This window comes from Planobispora rosea (genome assembly GCF_014648175.1).
GTDB classification, from domain to species: Bacteria; Actinomycetota; Actinomycetes; order Streptosporangiales; family Streptosporangiaceae; genus Planobispora; species Planobispora rosea.
Genome location: NZ_BMQP01000030.1, coordinates 51,035 through 71,015, shown reverse-complemented (window position 1 = coordinate 71,015; position 19,981 = coordinate 51,035). Strand labels below are relative to the sequence as shown.

At 70.8% G+C, this 19,981-nt stretch carries 17 protein-coding genes; 15 read left to right on the top strand and 2 right to left on the bottom strand.

Annotated features, from left to right (window positions below):
* Positions 1-18: 18 nt before the first annotated feature.
* The 11 genes from IEZ08_RS26510 to IEZ08_RS26460 all read left to right on the top strand — a co-directional run bounded on the left by IEZ08_RS26510 (position 19) and on the right by IEZ08_RS26460 (position 8,472).
* Positions 19-762 carry an SDR family oxidoreductase gene (locus tag IEZ08_RS26510; RefSeq protein ID WP_068921066.1) on the top strand — a complete coding sequence of 248 codons (744 nt, stop codon included), beginning with the start codon at positions 19-21 and terminating at the stop codon, positions 760-762.
* Positions 763-814: 52 nt separating this feature from the next.
* Positions 815-1,642 (top strand): class I SAM-dependent methyltransferase, encoded by an 828-nt coding sequence (locus tag IEZ08_RS26505; RefSeq protein WP_229803506.1) that lies wholly within the window; start codon positions 815-817, stop codon positions 1,640-1,642.
* 136 nt (positions 1,643-1,778) lie between these two features.
* Positions 1,779-2,309, top strand: a complete 531-nt coding sequence (locus IEZ08_RS26500; protein ID WP_068921062.1) for a GNAT family N-acetyltransferase — start codon at positions 1,779-1,781, stop codon at positions 2,307-2,309.
* A gap of 52 nt (positions 2,310-2,361) precedes the next feature.
* Positions 2,362-2,718 (top strand): BlaI/MecI/CopY family transcriptional regulator, encoded by a 357-nt coding sequence (locus IEZ08_RS26495; RefSeq protein WP_084779533.1) that lies wholly within the window; start codon positions 2,362-2,364, stop codon positions 2,716-2,718.
* On the top strand, positions 2,715-3,641 hold the full coding sequence (locus IEZ08_RS26490; protein WP_189243218.1) for a M56 family metallopeptidase: 927 nt from the start codon (positions 2,715-2,717) through the stop codon (positions 3,639-3,641). Before IEZ08_RS26495 ends, IEZ08_RS26490 begins: the two co-directional genes overlap by 4 nt.
* 101 nt (positions 3,642-3,742) lie before the next feature.
* Positions 3,743-4,270, top strand: coding sequence for a helix-turn-helix domain-containing protein (locus tag IEZ08_RS40535; RefSeq protein ID WP_068921057.1), 528 nt, complete (start codon positions 3,743-3,745; stop codon positions 4,268-4,270).
* 3 nt (positions 4,271-4,273) lie between these two features.
* Positions 4,274-4,762: a hypothetical protein gene (locus IEZ08_RS26480; protein WP_068921055.1), complete on the top strand. Its 489-nt coding sequence runs from the start codon at positions 4,274-4,276 to the stop codon at positions 4,760-4,762.
* A 166-nt stretch (positions 4,763-4,928) separates the two neighbouring features.
* A complete protein-coding gene (locus tag IEZ08_RS26475; RefSeq protein ID WP_068921053.1) occupies positions 4,929-5,258 on the top strand; it encodes a DUF2516 family protein in 330 nt (109 codons plus the stop codon).
* 109 nt (positions 5,259-5,367) lie between these two features.
* Positions 5,368-5,919: a GNAT family N-acetyltransferase gene (locus IEZ08_RS26470; RefSeq protein ID WP_068921051.1), complete on the top strand. Its 552-nt coding sequence runs from the start codon at positions 5,368-5,370 to the stop codon at positions 5,917-5,919.
* Between the two features lie 104 nt (positions 5,920-6,023).
* The gene (locus IEZ08_RS26465; protein ID WP_068921050.1) at positions 6,024-7,040 is read left to right on the top strand and encodes a LacI family DNA-binding transcriptional regulator; all 1,017 of its coding nucleotides are present in this window, start codon (positions 6,024-6,026) and stop codon (positions 7,038-7,040) included.
* Complete coding sequence (locus IEZ08_RS26460; protein WP_189243217.1) at positions 7,027-8,472, top strand: serine/threonine-protein kinase; 1,446 nt, start codon at positions 7,027-7,029, stop codon at positions 8,470-8,472. The genes IEZ08_RS26465 and IEZ08_RS26460 overlap by 14 nt, the downstream gene beginning before the upstream one ends.
* A 151-nt stretch (positions 8,473-8,623) precedes the next feature.
* Here the strand turns inward: IEZ08_RS26460 and IEZ08_RS26455 are convergent, their stop codons facing one another.
* On the bottom strand, positions 8,624-9,007 hold the full coding sequence (locus IEZ08_RS26455; RefSeq protein ID WP_068921048.1) for an STAS domain-containing protein: 384 nt from the start codon (positions 9,005-9,007) through the stop codon (positions 8,624-8,626).
* A 966-nt stretch (positions 9,008-9,973) separates the two neighbouring features.
* Between IEZ08_RS26455 and IEZ08_RS26450 the strand changes: the two genes are divergently transcribed.
* From IEZ08_RS26450 to IEZ08_RS26435, 4 genes are all read left to right on the top strand, one after another.
* Positions 9,974-12,916, top strand: coding sequence for a glycoside hydrolase family 48 protein (locus IEZ08_RS26450; RefSeq protein WP_068921046.1), 2,943 nt, complete (start codon positions 9,974-9,976; stop codon positions 12,914-12,916).
* A 113-nt stretch (positions 12,917-13,029) separates the two neighbouring features.
* Positions 13,030-15,579 carry a glycoside hydrolase family 9 protein gene (locus IEZ08_RS26445; protein WP_189243216.1) on the top strand — a complete coding sequence of 850 codons (2,550 nt, stop codon included), beginning with the start codon at positions 13,030-13,032 and terminating at the stop codon, positions 15,577-15,579.
* 158 nt (positions 15,580-15,737) lie between these two features.
* Positions 15,738-17,303, top strand: coding sequence for a cellulase family glycosylhydrolase (locus tag IEZ08_RS26440; protein WP_189243215.1), 1,566 nt, complete (start codon positions 15,738-15,740; stop codon positions 17,301-17,303).
* Between the two features lie 98 nt (positions 17,304-17,401).
* Positions 17,402-19,030, top strand: coding sequence for an endo-1,4-beta-xylanase (locus IEZ08_RS26435; protein WP_068921042.1), 1,629 nt, complete (start codon positions 17,402-17,404; stop codon positions 19,028-19,030).
* Positions 19,031-19,152: 122 nt separating this feature from the next.
* On the opposite strand, the gene IEZ08_RS26430 is transcribed toward IEZ08_RS26435, so the two are convergent.
* Positions 19,153-19,824, bottom strand: coding sequence for an SGNH/GDSL hydrolase family protein (locus IEZ08_RS26430; RefSeq protein ID WP_068921040.1), 672 nt, complete (start codon positions 19,822-19,824; stop codon positions 19,153-19,155).
* Positions 19,825-19,981 lie beyond the last annotated feature (157 nt).

Here is a 19,981-nt window from a genome sequence, read left to right as displayed (position 1 = left end):
CTGGCAGGATGGCGAGGCATGAAGAAGACAGCTGTGGTGACGGGTGCCAGCAGCGGCATCGGCGAGGCGACCGCGCGCCGCCTGGCCGCCGAGGGCTTCGACGTGGTCGCGGCCGCGCGCCGCCGGGAACGCCTGGACAGGCTGGCCGCCGAGGTGCCGGGAGTCCGGCCGATGACCCTGGACGTGACCTCCCAGGAGTCGGTGGAGGAGCTGGCCGCCTCCCTCGACCGCTGCGACGTGCTCGTCAACAACGCCGGCGGCGCGATCGGCCTGGAACCGGTGGCCACCGGCGACCCCGCCGACTGGCAGCGCATGTACGACACCAACGTGCTCGGCTCGCTCCGGGTCACCCAGGCGCTGCTGCCCGGGTTGATCGCCTCCGGCGACGGGGTGCTGGTGATGCTCACCTCGGTGGCCGGGCTGGTCTCCTACGAGGGCGGGGGCGGCTACAACGCCGCCAAGCACGCGCAGACCTCGATGACCGAGGTGCTCCGGCTGGAGCTGTGCGGCCAGCCGGTCCGCGTCGTCGAGGTCGCCCCCGGCATGGTGCACACCGAGGAGTTCTCGCTGAACCGCTTCCGCGGTGACGCGGACCGGGCCTCGAAGATCTACGAGGGCGTCCCCGGCCCGCTCTCCGCCGACGACGTGGCCGACGCCATCGCCTGGTGCGTCACCCGTCCCGCCCACGTGAACATCGACCGCCTCGTCATCCGCCCCCGGGCCCAGGCCGCCCAGCACAAGATCCACCGCGTCACCTCCTGACCCCGCCGGGCCGTACGGCCCCCCGCGGGCGCCGGCCGGTCCCAGGAGTCCCGTGACCGGCCGACAATGGGGGATGCGCTCCAGGAGACCGGTCGGTGAGATCACCAGGGGGACGACCGGCCACAACCGGCTGCGCCGGTCCGACCGCTGGATCACCGCCGTGCACGGCCCGCTGCTGCGCTCCGCCGACCGCCCGCTGATCGTGGACCTCGGCTACGGGGCCTCGCACATCACGACGCTGGAGCTGTTCCACCGGCTCCGCCGCGTGTCCCCGTACGCCGAGGTCGTCGGGATCGAGATCGACCCGGCCCGGGTGGCCGCCGCCAGGCCGTACGAGACCGAGGGCCTCTCGTTCCGGCTGGGCGGCTTCGAACTGCCGGTGGACCGGCCGCCGCTGCTGGTACGGGCGTTCAACGTGCTGCGGCAGTACGGCGAGACCGAGGCCTGGCACTACTGGGACCTGCTCAGGTCCCGGCTCGCGCCGGGCGGAGTGATCGTGGAGGGGACCTGCTCGGAGGTCGGCCACCGTGCCGTCTGGGCCGGACTGGACGCCTCCGGACCGCGCACCCTGACCCTGTCGGCCCGTTTCGACGCCTTCGAGCGCCCCTCCGACCTGGCCGACCGCCTGCCCAAGACGCTCATCCACCGCAACGTGCCGGGTGAGCCGATCCACGCCTTCCTCCGCGACTTCGACCACGCCTGGGCCGTCAGCGCCCCGATGGCCTCCTACGGCGCGCGGCAGCGCTGGATCACCGCGGTGGAGGCGCTCGCCGCGACCTGGCCGGTCCCCCGCCGCCCCCGGCTGGGCGGCCCGTCCCGTTGGCGGCTGGGCGAGGTGACCGTGTCCTGGGACGCGGTCGCCCCGACCGGGGCGAGGTGACCGCGCCCCGGAGCAGGGGCGTCACCGGCCCCGCGGGATGACAGCCGTCCCGGCGCGCGTTCTCCCTACCGGAGCGGCCGTCCGGCGGCCGTACCGCCCACGCCTGTGCCACCGCCTCCCGCTAAGGTTTCAGATCATGTCCCAGCTGCGCTTCGTGACGGACCCCGAGCTGACCCCCGAGCTCGTCGACGAGCTCATCGAGGTATGGACCGATGTGAGCAACGCGGGCGGCGCCGTCGGGTTCGTGCCCCCGGTGACCACCGCCGACGTCCGCCCGACCGCCGAGGCGGCCTTCGCCCGCTGCGGCGGGCCCGACCACCTTCTCGTCGGGTTCGACGCCGACGACCGGGTCGTCTGCTCGCTGATCCTCTCCGACACCGGTTCCGCGCTCCGCTCCCACTGGCGCTGGATCCTGCGGGTGATGGTCCACCCCAAGCACCAGGGACGGGGGTACGGGGATCAGCTCATGCGCGCGGCCGAGTCCGTCGCCCGCGATCTCGGCCTGGAGTCCCTGCAGCTGACCCTGCGCGGCGGCACCGGCGTCGACGGGTTCTACGCCCGCCACGGATACGTCGAGGTCGGCCGCGTCCCCGGGGCGATCCGCGTCGCCCCCGGCGACGACCGCGACGAGGTCTACATGATGCGCCGCATCGAGACCGCCCCGTGAACTCGACAGCCCGTAGTACTACCCGTCGTGGTAGCAAGTTAGGCTGGTAGGCGTGAAGGGTCTCGGCGAGCTTGAACGCAGCATCATGGATGTCATCTGGGCGCAGCCCTCGGCCGTGACGGCCCGCGAGGTGGGGCGCCTCATCGCGGACCGGGACCTGGCTCCCACGACCGTGATGACCGTGCTGGACCGGCTGACCCGCAAGGGGTTCCTGGAGCGCACCCGCGACGGGCGCGCCTGGCGCTACGCCCCCAAGGAGAGCCGCGACAGCTATGTCGCCGAGCTTATGCTTGAGGCGCTCGACCTGACCGGCGACCGGTCGGCCGCGCTGACTCGCTTCGCCCAGGCCGTCTCCGGCCCGGAGGCCGAGATCCTGCGGAGAGCCTTGATGGAGCTGGAGGAAGAGTGATCACCGCGGCGGCCCTGGCGTTCCTCGCCCTGGTCTGCGCGGTGGGAGCCTGGCGGCTGGTCCGGGCGCGGTGGACGTATCGCGCTCCGCACGTCGCCATCGTCCTGTGGCAGGCACTGGGGGTGACGTGGGGGCTGGCCGGGACCGGCGCCCTGCTCGCCTACGCCCTGGAGCCCTACAACCTGGGCGTGCTCCGCGGCCTGCACGCCTTCGCCGCCTCGGCGGTCGAGGGCGGGTACGACCAGCCGGAGCCGTACGACCTGCCGCGGATCCTCGCTCTCATCGCCGGGCTGACCGCACTCACCGTGCTGATCGTGGTCCTCCTCGCCGCGGGCGTGCAGACCTTCCGCGCCCGGCGCAGGCACCGCACCCTGCTGGCCCTCATCGCCCGCGAGGACCCCGAGGTGCCGGGCGTGCGGGTGGTCGACCATCCGGGCGCGGCGGCCTACTGCGTGCCCGGCCTCCGCTCCCAGGTGGTGGTCAGCAAGGGGACCCTGCAGCTGCTCTCGGCGGCGGAGCTGACCGCGGTGCTGGCCCACGAGACCGCCCACGTGCGCGAGCGGCACGACCTGGTCCTGCTCCCGTTCGCGGCGCTGCGCAGGGCGCTGCCCTGGTCCCGTACGGTTCAGGACGCCCAGCGGGAGGTCGGCCTCCTGGTGGAGATGGCCGCCGACGACGTCGCCCGGCGCTACTGCTCACCGCGCCGCCTGGCCACCGCGCTGCTGCGCTTCGGCACCGCCGGGGCCGTCCCGACCCCGCACGGGGCCCTGGGCGCCCTCAGCCCCGCCTCCGCCGTGATGGCCAGGGTCGAGCGGCTGGTCACCCCCCGCCCCCGGCTGCCCCGCCGGGTCCGCTACTCCATCGTGGCCTTCTCCGTCGCCCTGACCGCCTCCGCCCCGCTGCTGTGGCTGATGCCCCACTGACGGCCCTGCCGGCGCCCCGCTGAGGCCCGCCCCACTCCGACTGCTTGCAGCTGTTAACCAGTGCGTTTGCAACTGCAAGCACCGTGGGGCAGAATGCCGGTATGGCACTACCCAAGGTCGGCTCGATCGGCGAGTACATCCGCGAGCAGCGCACGCAGGCGAAGATCTCCCTGCGTCAGCTGGCCGCGGCCGCCGGCGTCTCCAATCCCTACCTCAGCCAGATCGAGCGCGGGCTGCGCAAGCCCAGCGCGGAGATCCTGAACCAGATCGCCAAGGGCCTGCGCATCTCCGCCCAGGCGCTCTACGTTCAGGCGGGTCTCATCGAGGACCGGGAACCGGACAGCGACGTGCTGGCCGCCGTCAAGGCCGACGAGTTCATCACCGAGCGGCAACGCCAGGTGCTGATCGACATCTACGAGTCGTTCCGCAAGGAGAACCGGGCCGGGGCCCCGGACGAGAACGCGCAGACCGCCAAGAACGCGCATTCCGCACCGGAGCCCCGTGAGCGTGACGCCGGCTCCTCGCCTGACGACGAGACGCCGTCGCCCGAGGAGGTGCTCGCCGTGTTCACTCCCGACCCGGCGTCCTCGGTCAACGGCCACGTCACACCGGAAACGAGGGAAGGTTAACCCATGACTCTGGCCACCGAGGTCAAGAAGCTGACCGAGTCCAAGCCGTTCTACGCCGTCGCCGGCGCCGGCGACTTCGCCGTGGAGAAGATCCGCGAGCTGCCCGAGCAGCTCCAGAGGCTGCAGGGCCGCCGCGGCGAGCTCCGCGAGGCCGCCAAGGACCTGCCCGAGCGGGCCCGCAAGTTCGCCGACCAGGCCGAGGACTACGCCAAGCAGGTCGGCGGCCGGGCCGAGGAGTACGCCCGGGAGTTCCCCGAGAAGGCCCGCGGCTACGCCGACCAGCTGACCACCAGGGCGAACGAGCTCTACGAGGAGTTCGCCACGCGCGGCCGCAAGGTCGTCTCCAAGGTGAGCGGCGAGGCCGCCAAGGAGCTGGAGGACACCGCCAAGGAGCTGGAGGACGTCTCCCACACCGCGGAGCCGGCGATCGCCGCCACTCCCCGGCGCAACGCCCGCGCCAAGACCACCCCCAAGGCCGCCGCGAAGGCCTGAGCCGGTCCGCGGACCCGTCCCGGCACCGCCGGGGCGGGCCCGCCGCGATTCGCCGCCCGGCCGCGCGGAGCGCTCCCCCGCCGATTGGGGGACGAGAACTTACCGGTGAGTGCGGGACATCACCTAGTCTGATGAGTACCACTGAGGCGAGCATGTTGGAGTGACGATGTTCGGCGGGATCCACGGCGTGCTGGACTTGATCTTCTGGGTCCTCGCCATCGGCGCGTTCATTATGTCGGCCTGGGCGCTCGTCCACGCGCTGCGCACCCCGGCACGGTCGTTCGCCGTCACGGGCAAGCAGACCAAGAAGCTGTGGACGATCATTCTGGGCGTCGCGACGCTGTTCGCCTTCGCCGCGGCGGTGGGTTACCTGTCCACGCTGAGCATCTTCACGATCGCTTCCGTGATCGCCTCGGGCATCTACCTGGCGGACGTGCGGCCCGCGGTGCGAGAGATCGGCAAGGGCGGCAACTCGGGCCCCTACGGCCCCTGGTGAGGCGGCGTCTCCCGCCCGCGGCCGTCACGGCGCTTCCCGCGCCTGACCGTCACACCGGCATCCGGTAATCGATTTGCCCCGATTCGCCGGGAACGGTAGAACACCAGGGATGTTCGCCAGCAAACCCACGCTCCCCGGGGAGCGCGTGACACTCCGGCCCGTCGGCCCCGAGCACGTCGACGGCCTCTGGGAGCTCGTCAACGACCCGGAGACCACCCGGCTCACCGGGTCGCGCGGCTCGATCGGCTACGAGGCCGCCAAGATCTGGTACGGCTCCCGCCACGAGCACGACGACCGGCTGGACCTGGCGATCTGCACCGCGGAGGACGACTCCTACGTCGGCGAGATCGTGCTCAACGAGCTGGACGCCGCGAACCTCTCCTGCAACCTTCGCGTCGCGCTGGTCGGCCCCCGGGTCTTCGGCAGGGGATACGGCACCGAGGCGATCCGGCTCGTGCTCGACCACGCCTTCGGCACCACCGCCCTGCACCGGATCGAGCTGGAGGTCTACTCCTTCAACGAGAGGGCAGCACACGTCTATCGAAAGGTCGGATTCACGCAGGAGGGTGTGCGCCGGGACGCGTTGCGCTGGGACGGCGAGTGGCACGATGCGATCATCATGTCGGTCCTCGCCCCTGACTGGAGAGTCAGAGTAATCTGACAGACACCGAGTGATTTTCTGGAAACATCTTTTGACGCTCCCGAAACAATGCTACGTTCTCTGGGAGCGCTCCCACCTGCACGACTTTTAGGTGTGGAGGAACTATGCCCGAGCTGCCCACTCTTGCCCAGGTCGCCGCTGCAGCAGGTGTATCCCCGGCCACGGCGTCCCGGGTTCTTACCGGCTCTGTCAGAGTAACCACCTCGACGCGCCGTCAGGTGCATGACGCGATCTCCCGTCTCGGCTACGTACGGCACCGCGCTCCCCGGGGCGGCTCAGGACGCCGCTCCGACCTGACCGTGGCCGTAGTCGTCTGCGAACCCGCCCAGCGGCTGTTCACCGAACCCTTCTACGCCCGAGTGATCACCACGACGGAGGAGGTGCTGGCCGCCCACGGCATCCCGCTCACCGTGATGACCGCGGCCTCCACCGCCTCCACCGTCACCACACCGCAACTCGTCTCCGGGGCCGTCGACGGCGTCCTGCTGGTCGGCGCGCGGGACCGGCACCCGCTCGTGGTCACGCTGGCCGCCTCCGGCATCCCGGTGCGCAGCGTGGGCAGGCCGCCGGACGGCGTCGAGCTGCCCTACGTGGACATGGACAACTACGACGGGGGCAAGCAGGCCGCCGAACACCTGCTCCTCGGCGGACGCCGGGCCATCGCCGCCATCGCCGGGCCCCCCGGGCTGCCGGCGTCCCGGGACCGCCTGGAGGGCTTCATCGGAACGCTCACCCAGGCCGGGATGGCGGGCGTCCCGGTGGCGTACGGCGACTTCACCCACTCCTCCGGCGTGCACGCCGCGCAGTGGCTGCTGCGCAGGATGCCGCACCTGGACGCGATCTTCGCGGCCTCCGACGTGATGGCCGCGGCGGCGGTGCAGACCCTGCGCCGCGCCGGACGGCGGGTACCCGACGACGTGGCCGTGGTCGGCTTCGACGACGCCCCGGTCGCCCGCCGCACCTCTCCCACGCTGACCACGGTGCGCCAGCCCGTGGAGGAACTCGCCGCGCTCGCCGCCCGGCTCCTGCTGGGCTCGATGGGCGCCGAGCCGGGCGCCGCCAAGCATGCCGGGGGCAACCCCACGTTACCGACGGAGCTGGTCGTACGTGAGTCGGCCTGAGCGCCGCGGGTTGCGCGCGGGCGACGTGCTCACCCGCAGATACCGGCTGATGGAGCCGATCGGCAGGGGCGGGATGAGCGTCGTCTGGCGCGCCTTCGACCAGTCCCTGCAGCGGACGGTCGCGATCAAGGTACTGGACGCCGACCTCGGGGCGGATCGGGAGCCGATCCGCCGCGAGGCGCGGGCCACCGCCCGGCTCATCCACCCCGACGCGATCGAGGTGTACGACTACGGGGAGACGGTCACCGCCCAGGGCCGCCTGGCGGCCTACGTGGTGATGCGGCTGCTGGAGGGACGCCCGCTGGCCGAGCGGATCGCCGAGGGACCGCTGCCCTGGCCCGAGGCGGTGGAAGTGGCCCGCAGGGTGGCCACCGTCCTGGCCGCCGCCCACGAGCGGGGCATCGTCCACCGGGACGTCACCGCCGAGAACGTGCTGCTCACCGCGGACGGGGCCAAGCTGCTCGACTTCGGCATCGCCGCCCTCGCCGGGGAGGAGGACGACGACCCGGCCAGCGAGGCCGGCACGCCGCCCTACGTGGCGCCCGAACGCCTGACCCGCGCGGGCGCCCATCCCGCCAACGACGTCTACTCGCTCGGCGTGCTGCTGTTCGAGATGCTCACCGGCCGCACGCCGTACCCCGAGCGGACGTGGGAGGAGATCGAGCAGGCCCAGCGCGAAGGACCTCCGCCCGCCGTCCACGTCCCGGGGCTGCCGAGGGAGGTCTCGGCGCTGTGCCAGCGCTGTCTGGCGCACGGCCCGCGGTCCCGGCCACGGGCGCAGGAGGCGGCGGCCGTCCTGGAGAAGGCCCTGTCCGAGAACCGGGCCAGGGAGCAGGCCGGCTCCCACGCCTGGGTGGCGCTGGCGGGATCGGTGGCGGTGGCGGCCCTCGTCGCGGGGGTCATCTTCTGGCTGCCGGCCGGCGGTCTCCCCGGCGGATGGCCGCCCTCCGCCGTCGCCTCCGGCTCGACCTCGCACCCGCGGACCACCGCGGCCTCGGGCTCTCCCGCTCCCGACTCCCCCTCGTCCCAGCCCGGGACCGGGAGCCCGTCGCCCACCGGGAAACCGGCCCGGGAACGGTCCGCCGAACCGACGGACCGCCCCGCCACGCGGCCGGAGAAGACACCGAAGCCGAAGCCGAAGTCGGCGCCGGAGCCCTGGACGGAGACCGCGGGGGCGTCCGCGCCCACGCTCGAAGAGAGCGTCCGGCGCTTCAACGCCCTGCTGACCAGCGGCCAGAGAGCGGGCGAGATCCGCTCGGATGTGGCCCTCGACCTGCGGCAGGTGCTGGCCGACAGCGTCTGCTGCACCGACGATCTCGTACGGGTCCAGCAGAAGATCGCCATCCGGCACGGCGAGAGAGCCCTCAGCGACCGGCTCCGGAGGGATCTGGAGCGCCAGCTCATGGAGGTGGAGCGCGCCATGGGACGGTGATCCGGGGATGCTCCGGGGCGGCGCCTCGGAGCACCCCGGGACGATGACCTCGCAGCACCTCGGGACGATGACCCCGGACCGGCTCGGACGGTGACCTCGGAGCGCTCCGGGACGATGGTCCGGGACCGGCTGGGACGGTGACCGGGGCGGGTCAGGCGACCGTCGGCGGCGGAGTGGGGCCGGAGCGCCGGACGGGCGCGTGGCGCAGGGAGTCGTCGACGGTCGCGTCGGTGGGGAAGGCGTCGCTGAGCCGGGTGAGCTCCAGAAGCCGCTGCAGGAAGCCCCGGACCCCGGCCAGGCGTAACCAGCCACCCGCCTCGTAGGTCCGGCGCAGTCCCGACAGAAGCAGCCACACCCCGGTGGAGTCGCAGAACTCGAGCTCCGACACGTCGGCGATGAGATGAACGTGCCCGTCCGCCAGCAGGTCCGTGAACGCCTGGTCCAATTGGGGGGTCGAGATCTTGTCCAGGTCTCCGGCCACCGAGACGACCACGCAGGTGCGATAGTGGGTGACCTGGATAGACAGCTTCGTCATGGTTCGCCTGCCCTAGGAGCCTGGCCGTGGGAACGGTGTTGTGGTTCGACAGGCGCGATGGCCGGTTAAGGCCAACGTACAGGGACGATCAAGGGGGCACAGCCCCGGACTCCCGACAATACGAGAATACCTGCCGCGTGCGTCTGTCCGCATTCCCTCGGGAGCCCTCCGTCCTCGCCAGGTCCCGCCGCTCGCGGCCGGGGTTTTTCCTGGTCACCGGCGAGATTCGCGTGAGATGAACATCCCGTGACCGTTATGGATAGTGGACGCCCGATGGGGTGGAAAACCCTTCAACGGCACTCATGACCCTTCCCGTATGATCCTTGTCGGGTTCCGACGGGGGAACATGGAGGCTCTGCGGGGCGGGGACCCCGCCTACCTGTGGATCTCCATGTCCGGCCACTCGAACGGGCAGTGCACGCGCGGCACCGACGGCCCTGAGGATCCGGTCTCCGGCATGGAGCGAGGATCCGGTCTACGGCATGGAGCCCCCGCGCGGCGGGGAATGGTGGGCGGAGCCCGCCCTGGGCCGCGTCGAGCGCGCCGACCCGCCGCTGCGCTGAGTCGTCCCGGAGCCGGGACGGCGCCCCGGCCGGGAGAGGAGCCTTCCGGCTCCCGGGGCCCCGAACCGGCGGCCGGAAGGGGCGGCGGAGCGGTTGCGGGACCGGGAACCGCTCCGGAGCCGGCGGAGCCGTACGGAACCCGGCGGAGCCCCGTGGAATCCGGCCGGGCCGTGCGGAGTCTGAAAGTTTCAGATTCCGGAAACCCGCCGTGTCGATCGCAACCGCCTGACCGGCATCGGAAGGAAACCCCCCGGTAACCGGCGGCTCATGCCATTGACATCCGCCGGGCACTCTCCAGAATCCTCTTTTGGGAGCGCTCCCACCGCCTTTCATCCTTGCTTGATCTAAAGCGATGCCTCTACCAGCGGAATCGCAGAGGGTCACCCCTGGAGGATCTTTTCCCATGCATCCTTACCCCCCGAGAGCGGGAGCGCTCCCACAGGCGAGACGGCGAAGGCGCGTCGCCACACTGGCCCTGCTCAGTCTAACGGCCGGGACGCTCACCGCCCTCGCCGCCTCCCCTGCCCATGCGGCCGTCTCCTGTGACGTCGCCTACTCGACGAACGACTGGCAGGGCGGGTTCACCGCCAGCGTGACCATCAAGAACCTGGGCGACCCGCTGGACGGCTGGACCCTCGGCTTCGACTTCCCGACCACCACCCAGAAGATGGTCCAGGGCTGGAGCGCGACCTGGGCGCAGAACGGAACCTCCGTCACCGCCAAGAACCTCGACTGGAACCGCAGGGTCCCCACCGGCGGCTCGGTGAACATCGGCTTCAACGGCAGCTGGTCCGGGAGCAACCCCAAGCCGGCCGCCTTCACGGTCAACGGCACCACCTGCGGCGGCGATCCGGGCAACCAGGCCCCCAGCGTCAAGATCACCAAGCCGGTCGCGGGGGCGTCCTTCACCGCGCCCGCCACGGTGGAGATCACCGCCGACGCGGCCGACGCCGACGGCACGGTGGCCAAGGTCGAGTTCTTCAACGGCAGCACGCCGCTGGGCACCGACACCAGCGCGCCGTACTCCTACAACTGGACCGGCGTGGCGGCCGGCGACTACTCGATCACCGCCAGGGCCACCGACGACAAGGGCCTGACGAAGACCTCCGAGCCGGTCGGGATCAGCGTGAAGACCGACACCGCGCCCGCCGTGGTCGTCACCCCCGCCACGCTCGCCGTGCCCGAGGGCGGCGACGCGAACCTGTCGGTCAAGCTCTCCAAGGCCCCGGCGGCGAACGTCACCGTGACGACCGCGCGGAGCAGCGGCGACGCCGACCTCACGGTGGACACCGGCGCCTCGCTGACCTTCACCCCGAGCAACTGGAACACCGCCCAGACGGTGAAGATCAAGGCCGCCGAGGACGCCGACACGACCTCCGGCAGCGCCGAGTTCACCGCCACCGCCACCGGGCACACCGCCGCGAAGTCCACCGCCACCGAGGTGGACAACGACACCCCCGGCGGCGACAACGAGTACATCAAGCGCTTCACCACGATGTACAACAAGATCAAGGACCCGGCCAACGGCTACTTCTCCCCCGAGGGCGTGCCGTACCACTCGGTCGAGACGTTCCTGGTCGAGGCCCCGGACCACGGGCACGAGACCACCTCCGAGGCCTACAGCTACTACCTGTGGCTGGAGGCGGCCTACGGCAAGGTGACCGGCGACTGGAGCAAGTTCAACGAGGCCTGGGCGTCGATGGAGAAGTACATCATCCCGGCCACGGCCGACCAGCCGACGAACTCGTTCTACAACCCGTCCAAGCCCGCGACCTACGCCGGTGAGTGGGACGACATCAAGCAGTACCCGTCCAAGCTGGACGGCGGCGTCAGCGTCGGCGTGGACCCGATCGCAGGCGAGCTGAAGACCGCCTATGGCACCAGCGACGTGTACGGCATGCACTGGCTGCTCGACGTCGACAACACCTACGGCTTCGGCCGCTGCGGCGACGGCACGACCAGGCCCGCCTACATCAACACCTACCAGCGCGGTCCCGAGGAGTCGGTCTTCGAGACCATCCCGCAGCCGTCCTGCGACACCTTCAAGCACGGCGGCAAGAACGGGTTCCTGGACCTGTTCACCGGTGACTCCTCCTACGCCAAGCAGTGGAAGTACACCAACGCCCCCGACGCCGACGCCCGCGCCGTCCAGGTGGCCTACTGGGCGCACGTCTGGGCCAAGGAGCAGGGCAAGGAGTCGCAGATCTCCTCGACGGTCGCCAAGGCCGCGAAGATGGGCGACTACCTGCGCTACGCGATGTACGACAAGTACTTCAAGAAGCAGGGCTGCACCAGCACCTCCTGCCCGGCCGGCACCGGCAAGGACAGCTCCGCCTACCTGCTGAGCTGGTACTACGCCTGGGGCGGCGCGATCGACACCTCCGCGGGCTGGGCCTGGCGGATCGGCTCCAGCCACAACCACTCCGGCTACCAGAACCCGATGGCCGCCTGGGTGCTGTCCAGCGTGGACGCGCTCAAGCCCAAGGGGGCGACCGCCGTACAGGACTGGAGCACCAGCCTGAAGCGGCAGCTGGAGTTCTACCGCTGGCTGCAGTCGTCCGAGGGCGCGATCGCGGGCGGCGCGACCAACAGCTGGCAGGGCCACTACGCCACCCCGCCGTCGAACCTGCCGACCTTCTACGGCATGGCCTACGACTGGCAGCCCGTCTACCACGACCCGCCGTCGAACCAGTGGTTCGGCTTCCAGGCCTGGTCGATGGAGCGCGTGGCGGAGCTGTACTACGCCACCGGCAACGCCGACGCCAAGGTCGTGCTGGACAAGTGGGTCAAGTGGGCCACCGACAACACCACGATCAACGCCGACGGGACCTACCAGATCCCCTCGACGCTGGTGTGGACCGGCCAGCCCGACACCTGGAACCCGGCCAACCCCGGCTCCAACGCCGGCCTGCACGTCAGCATCCGCGACTACACCACCGACGTGGGCGTGGCCGGTTCCTACGCCAAGGTCCTGATGTACTACGCGGCCAAGTCCGGCGACACCAAGGCGCGTGACGTCGCCAAGGGTCTGCTCGACGGCATGTGGAAGAACAACCAGGACCCCAAGGGCGTCTCGACCACCGAGACGAAGGCCGACTACAACCGCCTCGACGACCCGGTCTACGTCCCGGCCGGCTGGACCGGCAAGATGCCCAACGGCGACGTGATCGACAGCAACTCCACCTTCCTGTCCATCCGGTCCTTCTACAAGAACGACCCGGACTGGCCGAAGGTGGACGCCTACCTGAAGGGCACCGGCCCCGCGCCGACCTTCAACTACCACCGGTTCTGGGCCCAGGTCGACGTGGCCGTGGCCCTGGCCGAGTACGGCAGGCTCTTCCCCTGACCTGACCGGCCCGCATGACCCCGGGGCGCGGCGGTAACCCTGACCTACCGCCGCGCCCTGGACTCCACCCTTCTCCATGAGAGGCACCCCCTACTCCCCGAGAGGCACCCCCCATGAAGAAACCCCTGGCGGTGCTCGCCCTGGCGGCCCTGACGGCCGTCCCGGCGCCCGCCGTCTCCGCCGCCTCCGCCGCTTCCGGTTCCTCCGGCTCCTCGGCCTCCGCCGCGGCGGAGTTCAACTACGCCGAGGCGCTGCAGAAGTCCATCTGGTTCTACGAGGCGCAGCAGTCCGGGAAGCTGCCGAGCTGGAACCGCGTCTCCTGGCGCGGTGACTCGGCGCTCGACGACGGCAAGGACGCCGGGCTCGATCTGACCGGCGGCTGGTACGACGCGGGCGACCACGTGAAGTTCGGCCTGCCGATGGCCTTCACCACGACCATGCTGGCCTGGGGCGCGGTGGAGTACCGCGACGCCTACGCCGACTCCGGGCAGCTCACCCACCTGCTGAACAACCTGAAGTTCGTCAACGACTACTTCATCAAGGCGCACCCCTCGCCGAACGTCCTCTACGGACAGGTCGGCCACGGCGGCCGGGACCACGCCTGGTGGGGCCCGGCCGAGGCGATGCCGATGGACCGGCCCGCGTTCAAGATCGACGCCTCCTGCGGCGGGTCGGACCTGGCCGGCGAGACGGCGGCGGCGATGGCGGCCTCGTCGATCGTCTTCCGCCCGACAAACCCGACTTATGCTGACACGCTGGTGAAGCACGCGCGGGAGCTCTACACCTTCGCCGACACCGTGCGCAAGAAGTACAGCGAGTGCATCACCGACGCCCAGGGTTACTACAACTCCTGGAGCGGTTACAACGACGAGCTGGTCTGGGGCGCGATCTGGCTGCACCGGGCCACCGGCGAGGCGTCCTATCTCGCCAAGGCCGAGTCGTACTACGACAACCTCGGCACCGAGCCGCAGTCCACCACCAGGTCCTACCGGTGGACGATCGCCTGGGACGACAAGTCCTACGGCGCCTACGTGCTGCTGAACAAGCTCACCGGCAAGCAGCGCTACCTCGACGACGCCAACCGGTGGTTGGACTACTGGACGGTCGGGGTCAACGGGCAGCGGGTGAACTACTCGCCCGGCGGCCAGGCCGTACTGGACCGGTGGGGGTCGCTGCGCTACGCGGCCAACACCTCGTTCGCGGCGCTCGTGCACGCCGACTCGATCACCGACAGCACCCGTAAGGCGAGATATCACGACTTCGCGAAGCGGCAGATCGACTACGCACTCGGCGACAACCCCCGCAGGTCCTCCTACGTGATCGGTTTCGGCGCCAACCCGCCGAAGAACCCGCACCACCGCACCGCGCACGGCTCCTGGACCGACCAGATCACCAACCCGGTCGAGACCCGGCACACCCTGTACGGCGCGCTCGTCGGCGGCCCGCCCTCGCCCGACGACGCCTACACCGACAAGCGCGACGACTTCGTGATGAACGAGGTCGCCACCGACTACAACGCCGGCTTCACCAGCGCGCTGGCCCGCCTGTACGGCGAGTACGGCGGAACCCCGGCGGCGGACTTCCCGCCCAAGGAGACCCCCGACGGCCCCGAGATCTTCGTCGAGGCCGGGGTGAACGCCACCGGGAGCACCTTCACCGAGATCAAGGCGATCGTCCGCAACCAGTCCGCCTGGCCCGCCCGGAACCTGACCGACGGCTCCTTCCGCTACTACTTCACCCTCGACGGCGACACCACCGCGAACCAGATCACGGTCTCGTCGGCCTACAACCAGTGCTCGCCCCCGACCGGCCCGACCCTGCTGTCCGGCAAGACCTACTACATCACGGTCAACTGCTCCGGCACCTCGATCTCCCCCGCCGGGCAGTCGCAGCACCGGCGCGAGGTCCAGTTCCGCATCGCCAGCGCCGGGACCTGGGACCCGTCCAACGACTGGTCGTACAGGGGCGTGTCCACCACGCCGGGCTCGACCCCGGTGCGGGTGGACAACATCACGCTCTACTCCGGGAGCACCAAGATCTGGGGCAACCCGCCCGGTGACGAGCCGCCGCCCGAGGACGACGAGATCGCGCCCTCGAAGCCCGGCAAGCCCGCCGTCTCCGCGATCACCGGGAGCACCGCCCGGCTGACCTGGGCGGCCTCCACCGACAACGTCGGCGTCACCGGCTACGACGTCTACCGCGGCACCGCGAAGGTGGGGACCGCCTCGGGGACCTCCTTCGACCTGACCGGGCTGTCCCCCGCCACGGAGTACAGCGTGCACGTGGTGGCCCGGGACGCCGCGGGCAACTCCTCCGAGGCGTCGGAGCGCACGTCGTTCACCACGACCGACACCCCGGCCGGAGGCTGCTCGGCCGTCTACAAGGTGAGCAACTCCTGGCAGGGCGCCTTCCAGGCCGACGTCACCGTCACCAACCAGGGCAGTTCAGCCATCAGGGGCTGGACCGTCACCTGGAAGTTCGCGAACGGCCAGGTGATCAGCCAGCTCTGGAACGGCACGCACACCCAGACCGGCGCCGACGTCTCCGTCAGGAACGTCGCCTGGAACGGCGCGCTGGCCCCGAACGCGTCGGCGTCGTTCGGCTTCACCGCGAGCCAGAGCGGCACCAACGGCGTCCCGGCGGTGACCTGCACGGCGAACTGACGCCCGTTCCCCGGAGAACACGTCCGTCCCCCGGGAAACACCTCCCCTGAGAACTCAGGGAAACCCCTCCCCCGAGAAACCCCACAAGCCCCGGCCGGGCGTAGCGGACCCCTCCGCCCGGCCGGCCCCTCCCTGAAGGCTCCCACCTGAGGTAGGTCATGAGAGCACGACTCACCATCGCGGCGCTCGCCGCGACCGTCGCCTCGGTCTTCGTCGCGGCACCCCCCGCCCACGCCGACACCGGCATCCACGTGAGCGGCACGGAGATCGTAGAGGCCGACGGCACGCCGCTCATCATGCGCGGCACCTCCCACGCGCACACCTGGTATCCCACCCAGACGAGTTCCTTCGCCGGGATCAAGTCCCTGGGCGCCAACGCCGTGCGCGTTGTGCTCAGCGGCGGCCGGTGGAGCGCCAACAGCGCCGCCGACGTGGCGAACGTCGTCTCCCTGTGCAAGCAGAACAAGCTCATCTGCGTACTGGAGAACCACGACACCACCGGGTACGGCGAGCAGGCCGGCGCCTACACCCTCGACCAGGCCGTGAACTACTGGATCAGCGTGAAGAGCGCGCTGGAGGGCCAGGAGGACTACGTCATCGTCAACATCGGCAACGAGCCGATCGGCAACAACGCCGTCACCCCGGACTGGACCACGGCCACCGCAGGCGCGATCAAGCGCATGCGCGAGGCCGGGTTCGACCACGCGCTCATGGTCGACGCCCCCAACTGGGGCCAGGACTGGCGCTTCGCCATGCGGGACAACGCCAAGACCGTCTTCGCCGCCGACCCGGACCGCAACACGATCTTCTCGATCCACATGTACGGCGTGTTCGACACCGCGGCCGAGGTCACCGACTACCTCCAGGCGTTCCAGACCGCCGGGCTGCCCCTGGTCATCGGCGAGTTCGGGTTCAACCACTCCGACGGCGACCCCGACGAGGACACGATCATGTCCCAGGCGCAGGCGCGGGGCGTGGGCTACTTCGGCTGGTCCTGGAGCGGCAACGGCGGCGGCGTCGAGTATCTCGACCAGGTCACCAACTTCAACGTGAACGCGCTGACCCCCTGGGGCCAGCGCCTGTTCAACGGCCCCAACGGCATCGCCCAGACCGCCGTCGAGGCGAAGATCTACGGCGGGGGCGGTGGTCCCGACACCGAGGCGCCCACCCGGCCCGGCAAGCCCGCCGCCTCCGCCGTCACCTCGACCGGGGCCACCCTGACCTGGACCGCCTCCACCGACAACCGCGCCGTCACCGGCTACGACGTCTACCGGGGCACCACCAAGCTCGGCTCCTCGGCCACGAACTCCCTCGCCCTGACCGGCCTGACCCCGGAGACGGCCTACACCGTCCACGTCGTCGCCCGCGACGCCGCCGGGAACGTCTCCGACGCCTCCGAGACCACGTCGTTCACGACCACCTCGACCCCGCCGAGCGACTGCGCGGCCACCTACAAGCTGGTCAACTCCTGGCCGGGCGGCTTCCAGGGCGAGGTCACGGTCAAGTGCGCCGCCGCCGTGAACTCGTGGAAGACCACGCTGACCTACCCGGCCGGAGTGAAGGTCACCCAGAACTGGAGCTCGACCCTGTCGGCCTCCGGGACCGCCTTCACCTTCTCCAACGCCGCCTGGAACGGCTCCGTCCCGGCCGGCGGCTCGACCACCTTCGGCTTCATCGCCTCCTGGACCGGCACGGGCGCCCCGCCCGCACCCGTCATCTCCTAGCCCCGAGGGGGTACGGCCCGCGCCGTGCCCCCTCCCGTCGGCCCGTCTCCGAAAGTTTCGGGCCATACCCGGAAGTTTTCATACCAGAAAGGATCCCCATGTCCAGACTCCGCAGAGCGCTCCTGACCGGAGCGCTCGCCGTCCTCCCGGCCGCGGCGGTCTTGCTGCCCGCCGTACCGGCCCACGCCTCGGACACGCTGCGCGCGCACGCCGAGGCGCGCGGCAAGTTCATCGGCACCGCGCTGGCCACCTCCCCGCTGGCCAACGAGAGCGCCTACCGCACCATCGCCGCCTCGGAGTTCAACCAGATCACCGCCGAGAACGCGATGAAGTGGGACGCCACCGAGCCCAGCCAGAACCAGTTCACCTTCACCGCGGCGGACCAGATCGTCGCCTTCGCCGAGGCGAACGACCAGCAGGTGCACGGGCACACGCTGGTCTGGCACAGCCAGACGCCGAACTGGGTGCAGAACCTCTCCGCCGCCGACCTGCGCTCGGCCATGCAGAATCACATCGCCAGGGTCGCCGGGCGCTACGCGAGCAACCCCGTCGTGAAGTCCTGGGACGTGGTGAACGAGGTCTTCGAGGAAAACGGCAGCATGCGGAACTCGTTCTGGTACCAGAAGCTGGGCGACAGCTACATCGCCGACGCCTTCCGGTACGCCCGCGCGGCCGACCCCGACGCCGAGCTCTGCATCAACGACTACAACGTCGAGGGCGTCAACGCCAAGAGCACCGCGATGTACAACCTGGTCAGGACGTTGAAGTCGCAGGGCGTGCCGATCGACTGCGTGGGCCTGCAGAGCCACCTGGCCATCCAGTACGGCTTCCCCGGCCAGGTCCAGGAGAACATCCAGCGCTTCGCCGACCTCGGGGTGAACGTCCGGATCACCGAGATCGACATCCGGATGCAGATGCCCAGGGACGCCGCCAAGGACGCCACCCAGGCCACCTACTACACGAACATGGTCAAGGCCTGCCTGGCGGTGGCCCGGTGCACCGGCATCACGATCTGGGGCTTCACCGACAAGTACTCCTGGGTCCCCGACACCTTCTCCGGCCAGGGCGCGGCCCTGATCTACGACGAGAACTACGGCAAGAAGCCCGCCTACACGGCCGTCCACGACGCCCTGGCGGGCGGGACTCCGCCGGACGACACCACGCCGCCGTCCACGCCGGGCAGGCCCGCCGCCTCCGCCGTCACCTCGACCGGGGCCACCCTGACCTGGACCGCCTCCACCGACAACCGCGCCGTCACCGGCTACGACGTCTACCGGGGCACCACCAAGCTCGGCTCCTCGGCCACGAACTCCCTCGCCCTGACCGGCCTGACCCCGGAAACGGCCTACACCGTCCACGTCGTCGCCCGCGACGCCGCCGGGAACGTCTCCGACGCCTCCGAGACCACCACCTTCACCACCACCGCGGGCTCCGGCAGCGGCTGCACGCCCGCCTACCGGGTGGTCAACTCCTGGCCGGGCGGCTTCCAGGGCGAGGTCAAGATCACCTGTTCCGACCCCGTCACCTCGTGGCGGGTCACGCTGACCTACCCGGAGAGCGTGCGGATCACCCAGAACTGGAGCTCGACCCGGAACAGCTCCGGCACCGCCCACACCTTCACCAACGCCGCCTGGAACGGCTCCGTCCCGGCCGGCGGCTCGACCACCTTCGGCTTCATCGCCTCCTGGACCGGCACGGGCGCCCCGCCCGCACCCGTCATCTCCTAGACCGCCGGGACGCGTGCCCCGGCCATCGGCCGGGGCAGCGGATCCGGGCGGCGGATCCGGGCGGCGGATCCGGACGGCACCGGTGACGGCGCCGGCGGCCGGCTGCGCGGAGAAGGCGGCGTTCAGGGTGCTGTGCGCACGCCGTTCTCCCGCAGGGCGGTGACCAGCCAGCGCCCGATGCGGCCGTGCCCTTCGAGGGTGGGGTGGACGCCGTCGGGGAGGGTCGCGCCCGGCCCCCAGTCCTGACCGAGCGGATCGAGGAAGACCGCGCCGCTCTCCCCCGCGGCGTACGCGACGGCGTCTCTCACGTCGCGGACCCACGGGGGAGCGGCCCCCATCCACAGGGGCCCGATCACCAGGATCCTGGTGGCCGGCCAGTGCTGCCGGGCGGTATCCAGCAGTCGCGCGGCGGCTCCGTAGACCTCGGCGGCCGGGGTGTCGCGATCGTTGTGACCACCGGAGACGATCAGCAGGTCGGGCGCCGGGCGCCAGGCGAGCTCATCGACGAAGGAGTCCTCGAAGGTCCGGCCCACCCGGCCCGGGTTGACGAAGCCGGTCCCGCCCGCCCCCGCGGTGATCAGCTGCCAGTCCAGCTCGCGGGCGGCCTGCGCGGCGTAGCTCTGCCAGCGCGCGACCGGACCCGACCCGACCGTGAAACTGTCCCCGATGATCATTACCACCGGGGCTACGGGCGCCGCCGCCGCCTTCGGCGCCCCGGTCGAGGGGGCCGTCGCCGACGTGGCCGACGTGGCCGACCGTACCGCGGCCTCGCTCACCGGTACGGTTCCGCCCATTCCCCCGCATCCCGAGATAAGCCACGAAATCAGCAGGAGAGCGACAGAAGGGGAAAAGGGACGCTTTTTTCCAACAGGCACACGCATGCCACCTCGGAGCATTATCGACCGCCGACATGAACGACGGTCCCCCGGGACGTGTCCGGCGCTTCCGCCG

Excerpts from the sequence above, each read along its gene's own strand:
- IEZ08_RS40535 (WP_068921057.1), top strand. The coding sequence starts at position 3,743 with ATGGCACTACCCAAGGTCGGCTCGATCGGCGAGTACATCCGCGAGCAG.
- IEZ08_RS26480 (WP_068921055.1), top strand. The coding sequence starts at position 4,274 with ATGACTCTGGCCACCGAGGTCAAGAAGCTGACCGAGTCCAAGCCGTTC.
- IEZ08_RS26510 (WP_068921066.1), top strand. The coding sequence starts at position 19 with ATGAAGAAGACAGCTGTGGTGACGGGTGCCAGCAGCGGCATCGGCGAG.
- IEZ08_RS26440 (WP_189243215.1), top strand. The coding sequence starts at position 15,738 with ATGAGAGCACGACTCACCATCGCGGCGCTCGCCGCGACCGTCGCCTCG.
- IEZ08_RS26465 (WP_068921050.1), top strand. The coding sequence starts at position 6,024 with ATGCCCGAGCTGCCCACTCTTGCCCAGGTCGCCGCTGCAGCAGGTGTA.
- IEZ08_RS26455 (WP_068921048.1), bottom strand. The coding sequence starts at position 9,007 with ATGACGAAGCTGTCTATCCAGGTCACCCACTATCGCACCTGCGTGGTC.
- IEZ08_RS26435 (WP_068921042.1), top strand. The coding sequence starts at position 17,402 with ATGTCCAGACTCCGCAGAGCGCTCCTGACCGGAGCGCTCGCCGTCCTC.
- IEZ08_RS26475 (WP_068921053.1), top strand. The coding sequence starts at position 4,929 with ATGTTCGGCGGGATCCACGGCGTGCTGGACTTGATCTTCTGGGTCCTC.
- IEZ08_RS26500 (WP_068921062.1), top strand. The coding sequence starts at position 1,779 with ATGTCCCAGCTGCGCTTCGTGACGGACCCCGAGCTGACCCCCGAGCTC.
- IEZ08_RS26450 (WP_068921046.1), top strand. The coding sequence starts at position 9,974 with ATGCATCCTTACCCCCCGAGAGCGGGAGCGCTCCCACAGGCGAGACGG.
- IEZ08_RS26445 (WP_189243216.1), top strand. The coding sequence starts at position 13,030 with ATGAAGAAACCCCTGGCGGTGCTCGCCCTGGCGGCCCTGACGGCCGTC.
- IEZ08_RS26470 (WP_068921051.1), top strand. The coding sequence starts at position 5,368 with ATGTTCGCCAGCAAACCCACGCTCCCCGGGGAGCGCGTGACACTCCGG.
- IEZ08_RS26430 (WP_068921040.1), bottom strand. The coding sequence starts at position 19,824 with ATGGGCGGAACCGTACCGGTGAGCGAGGCCGCGGTACGGTCGGCCACG.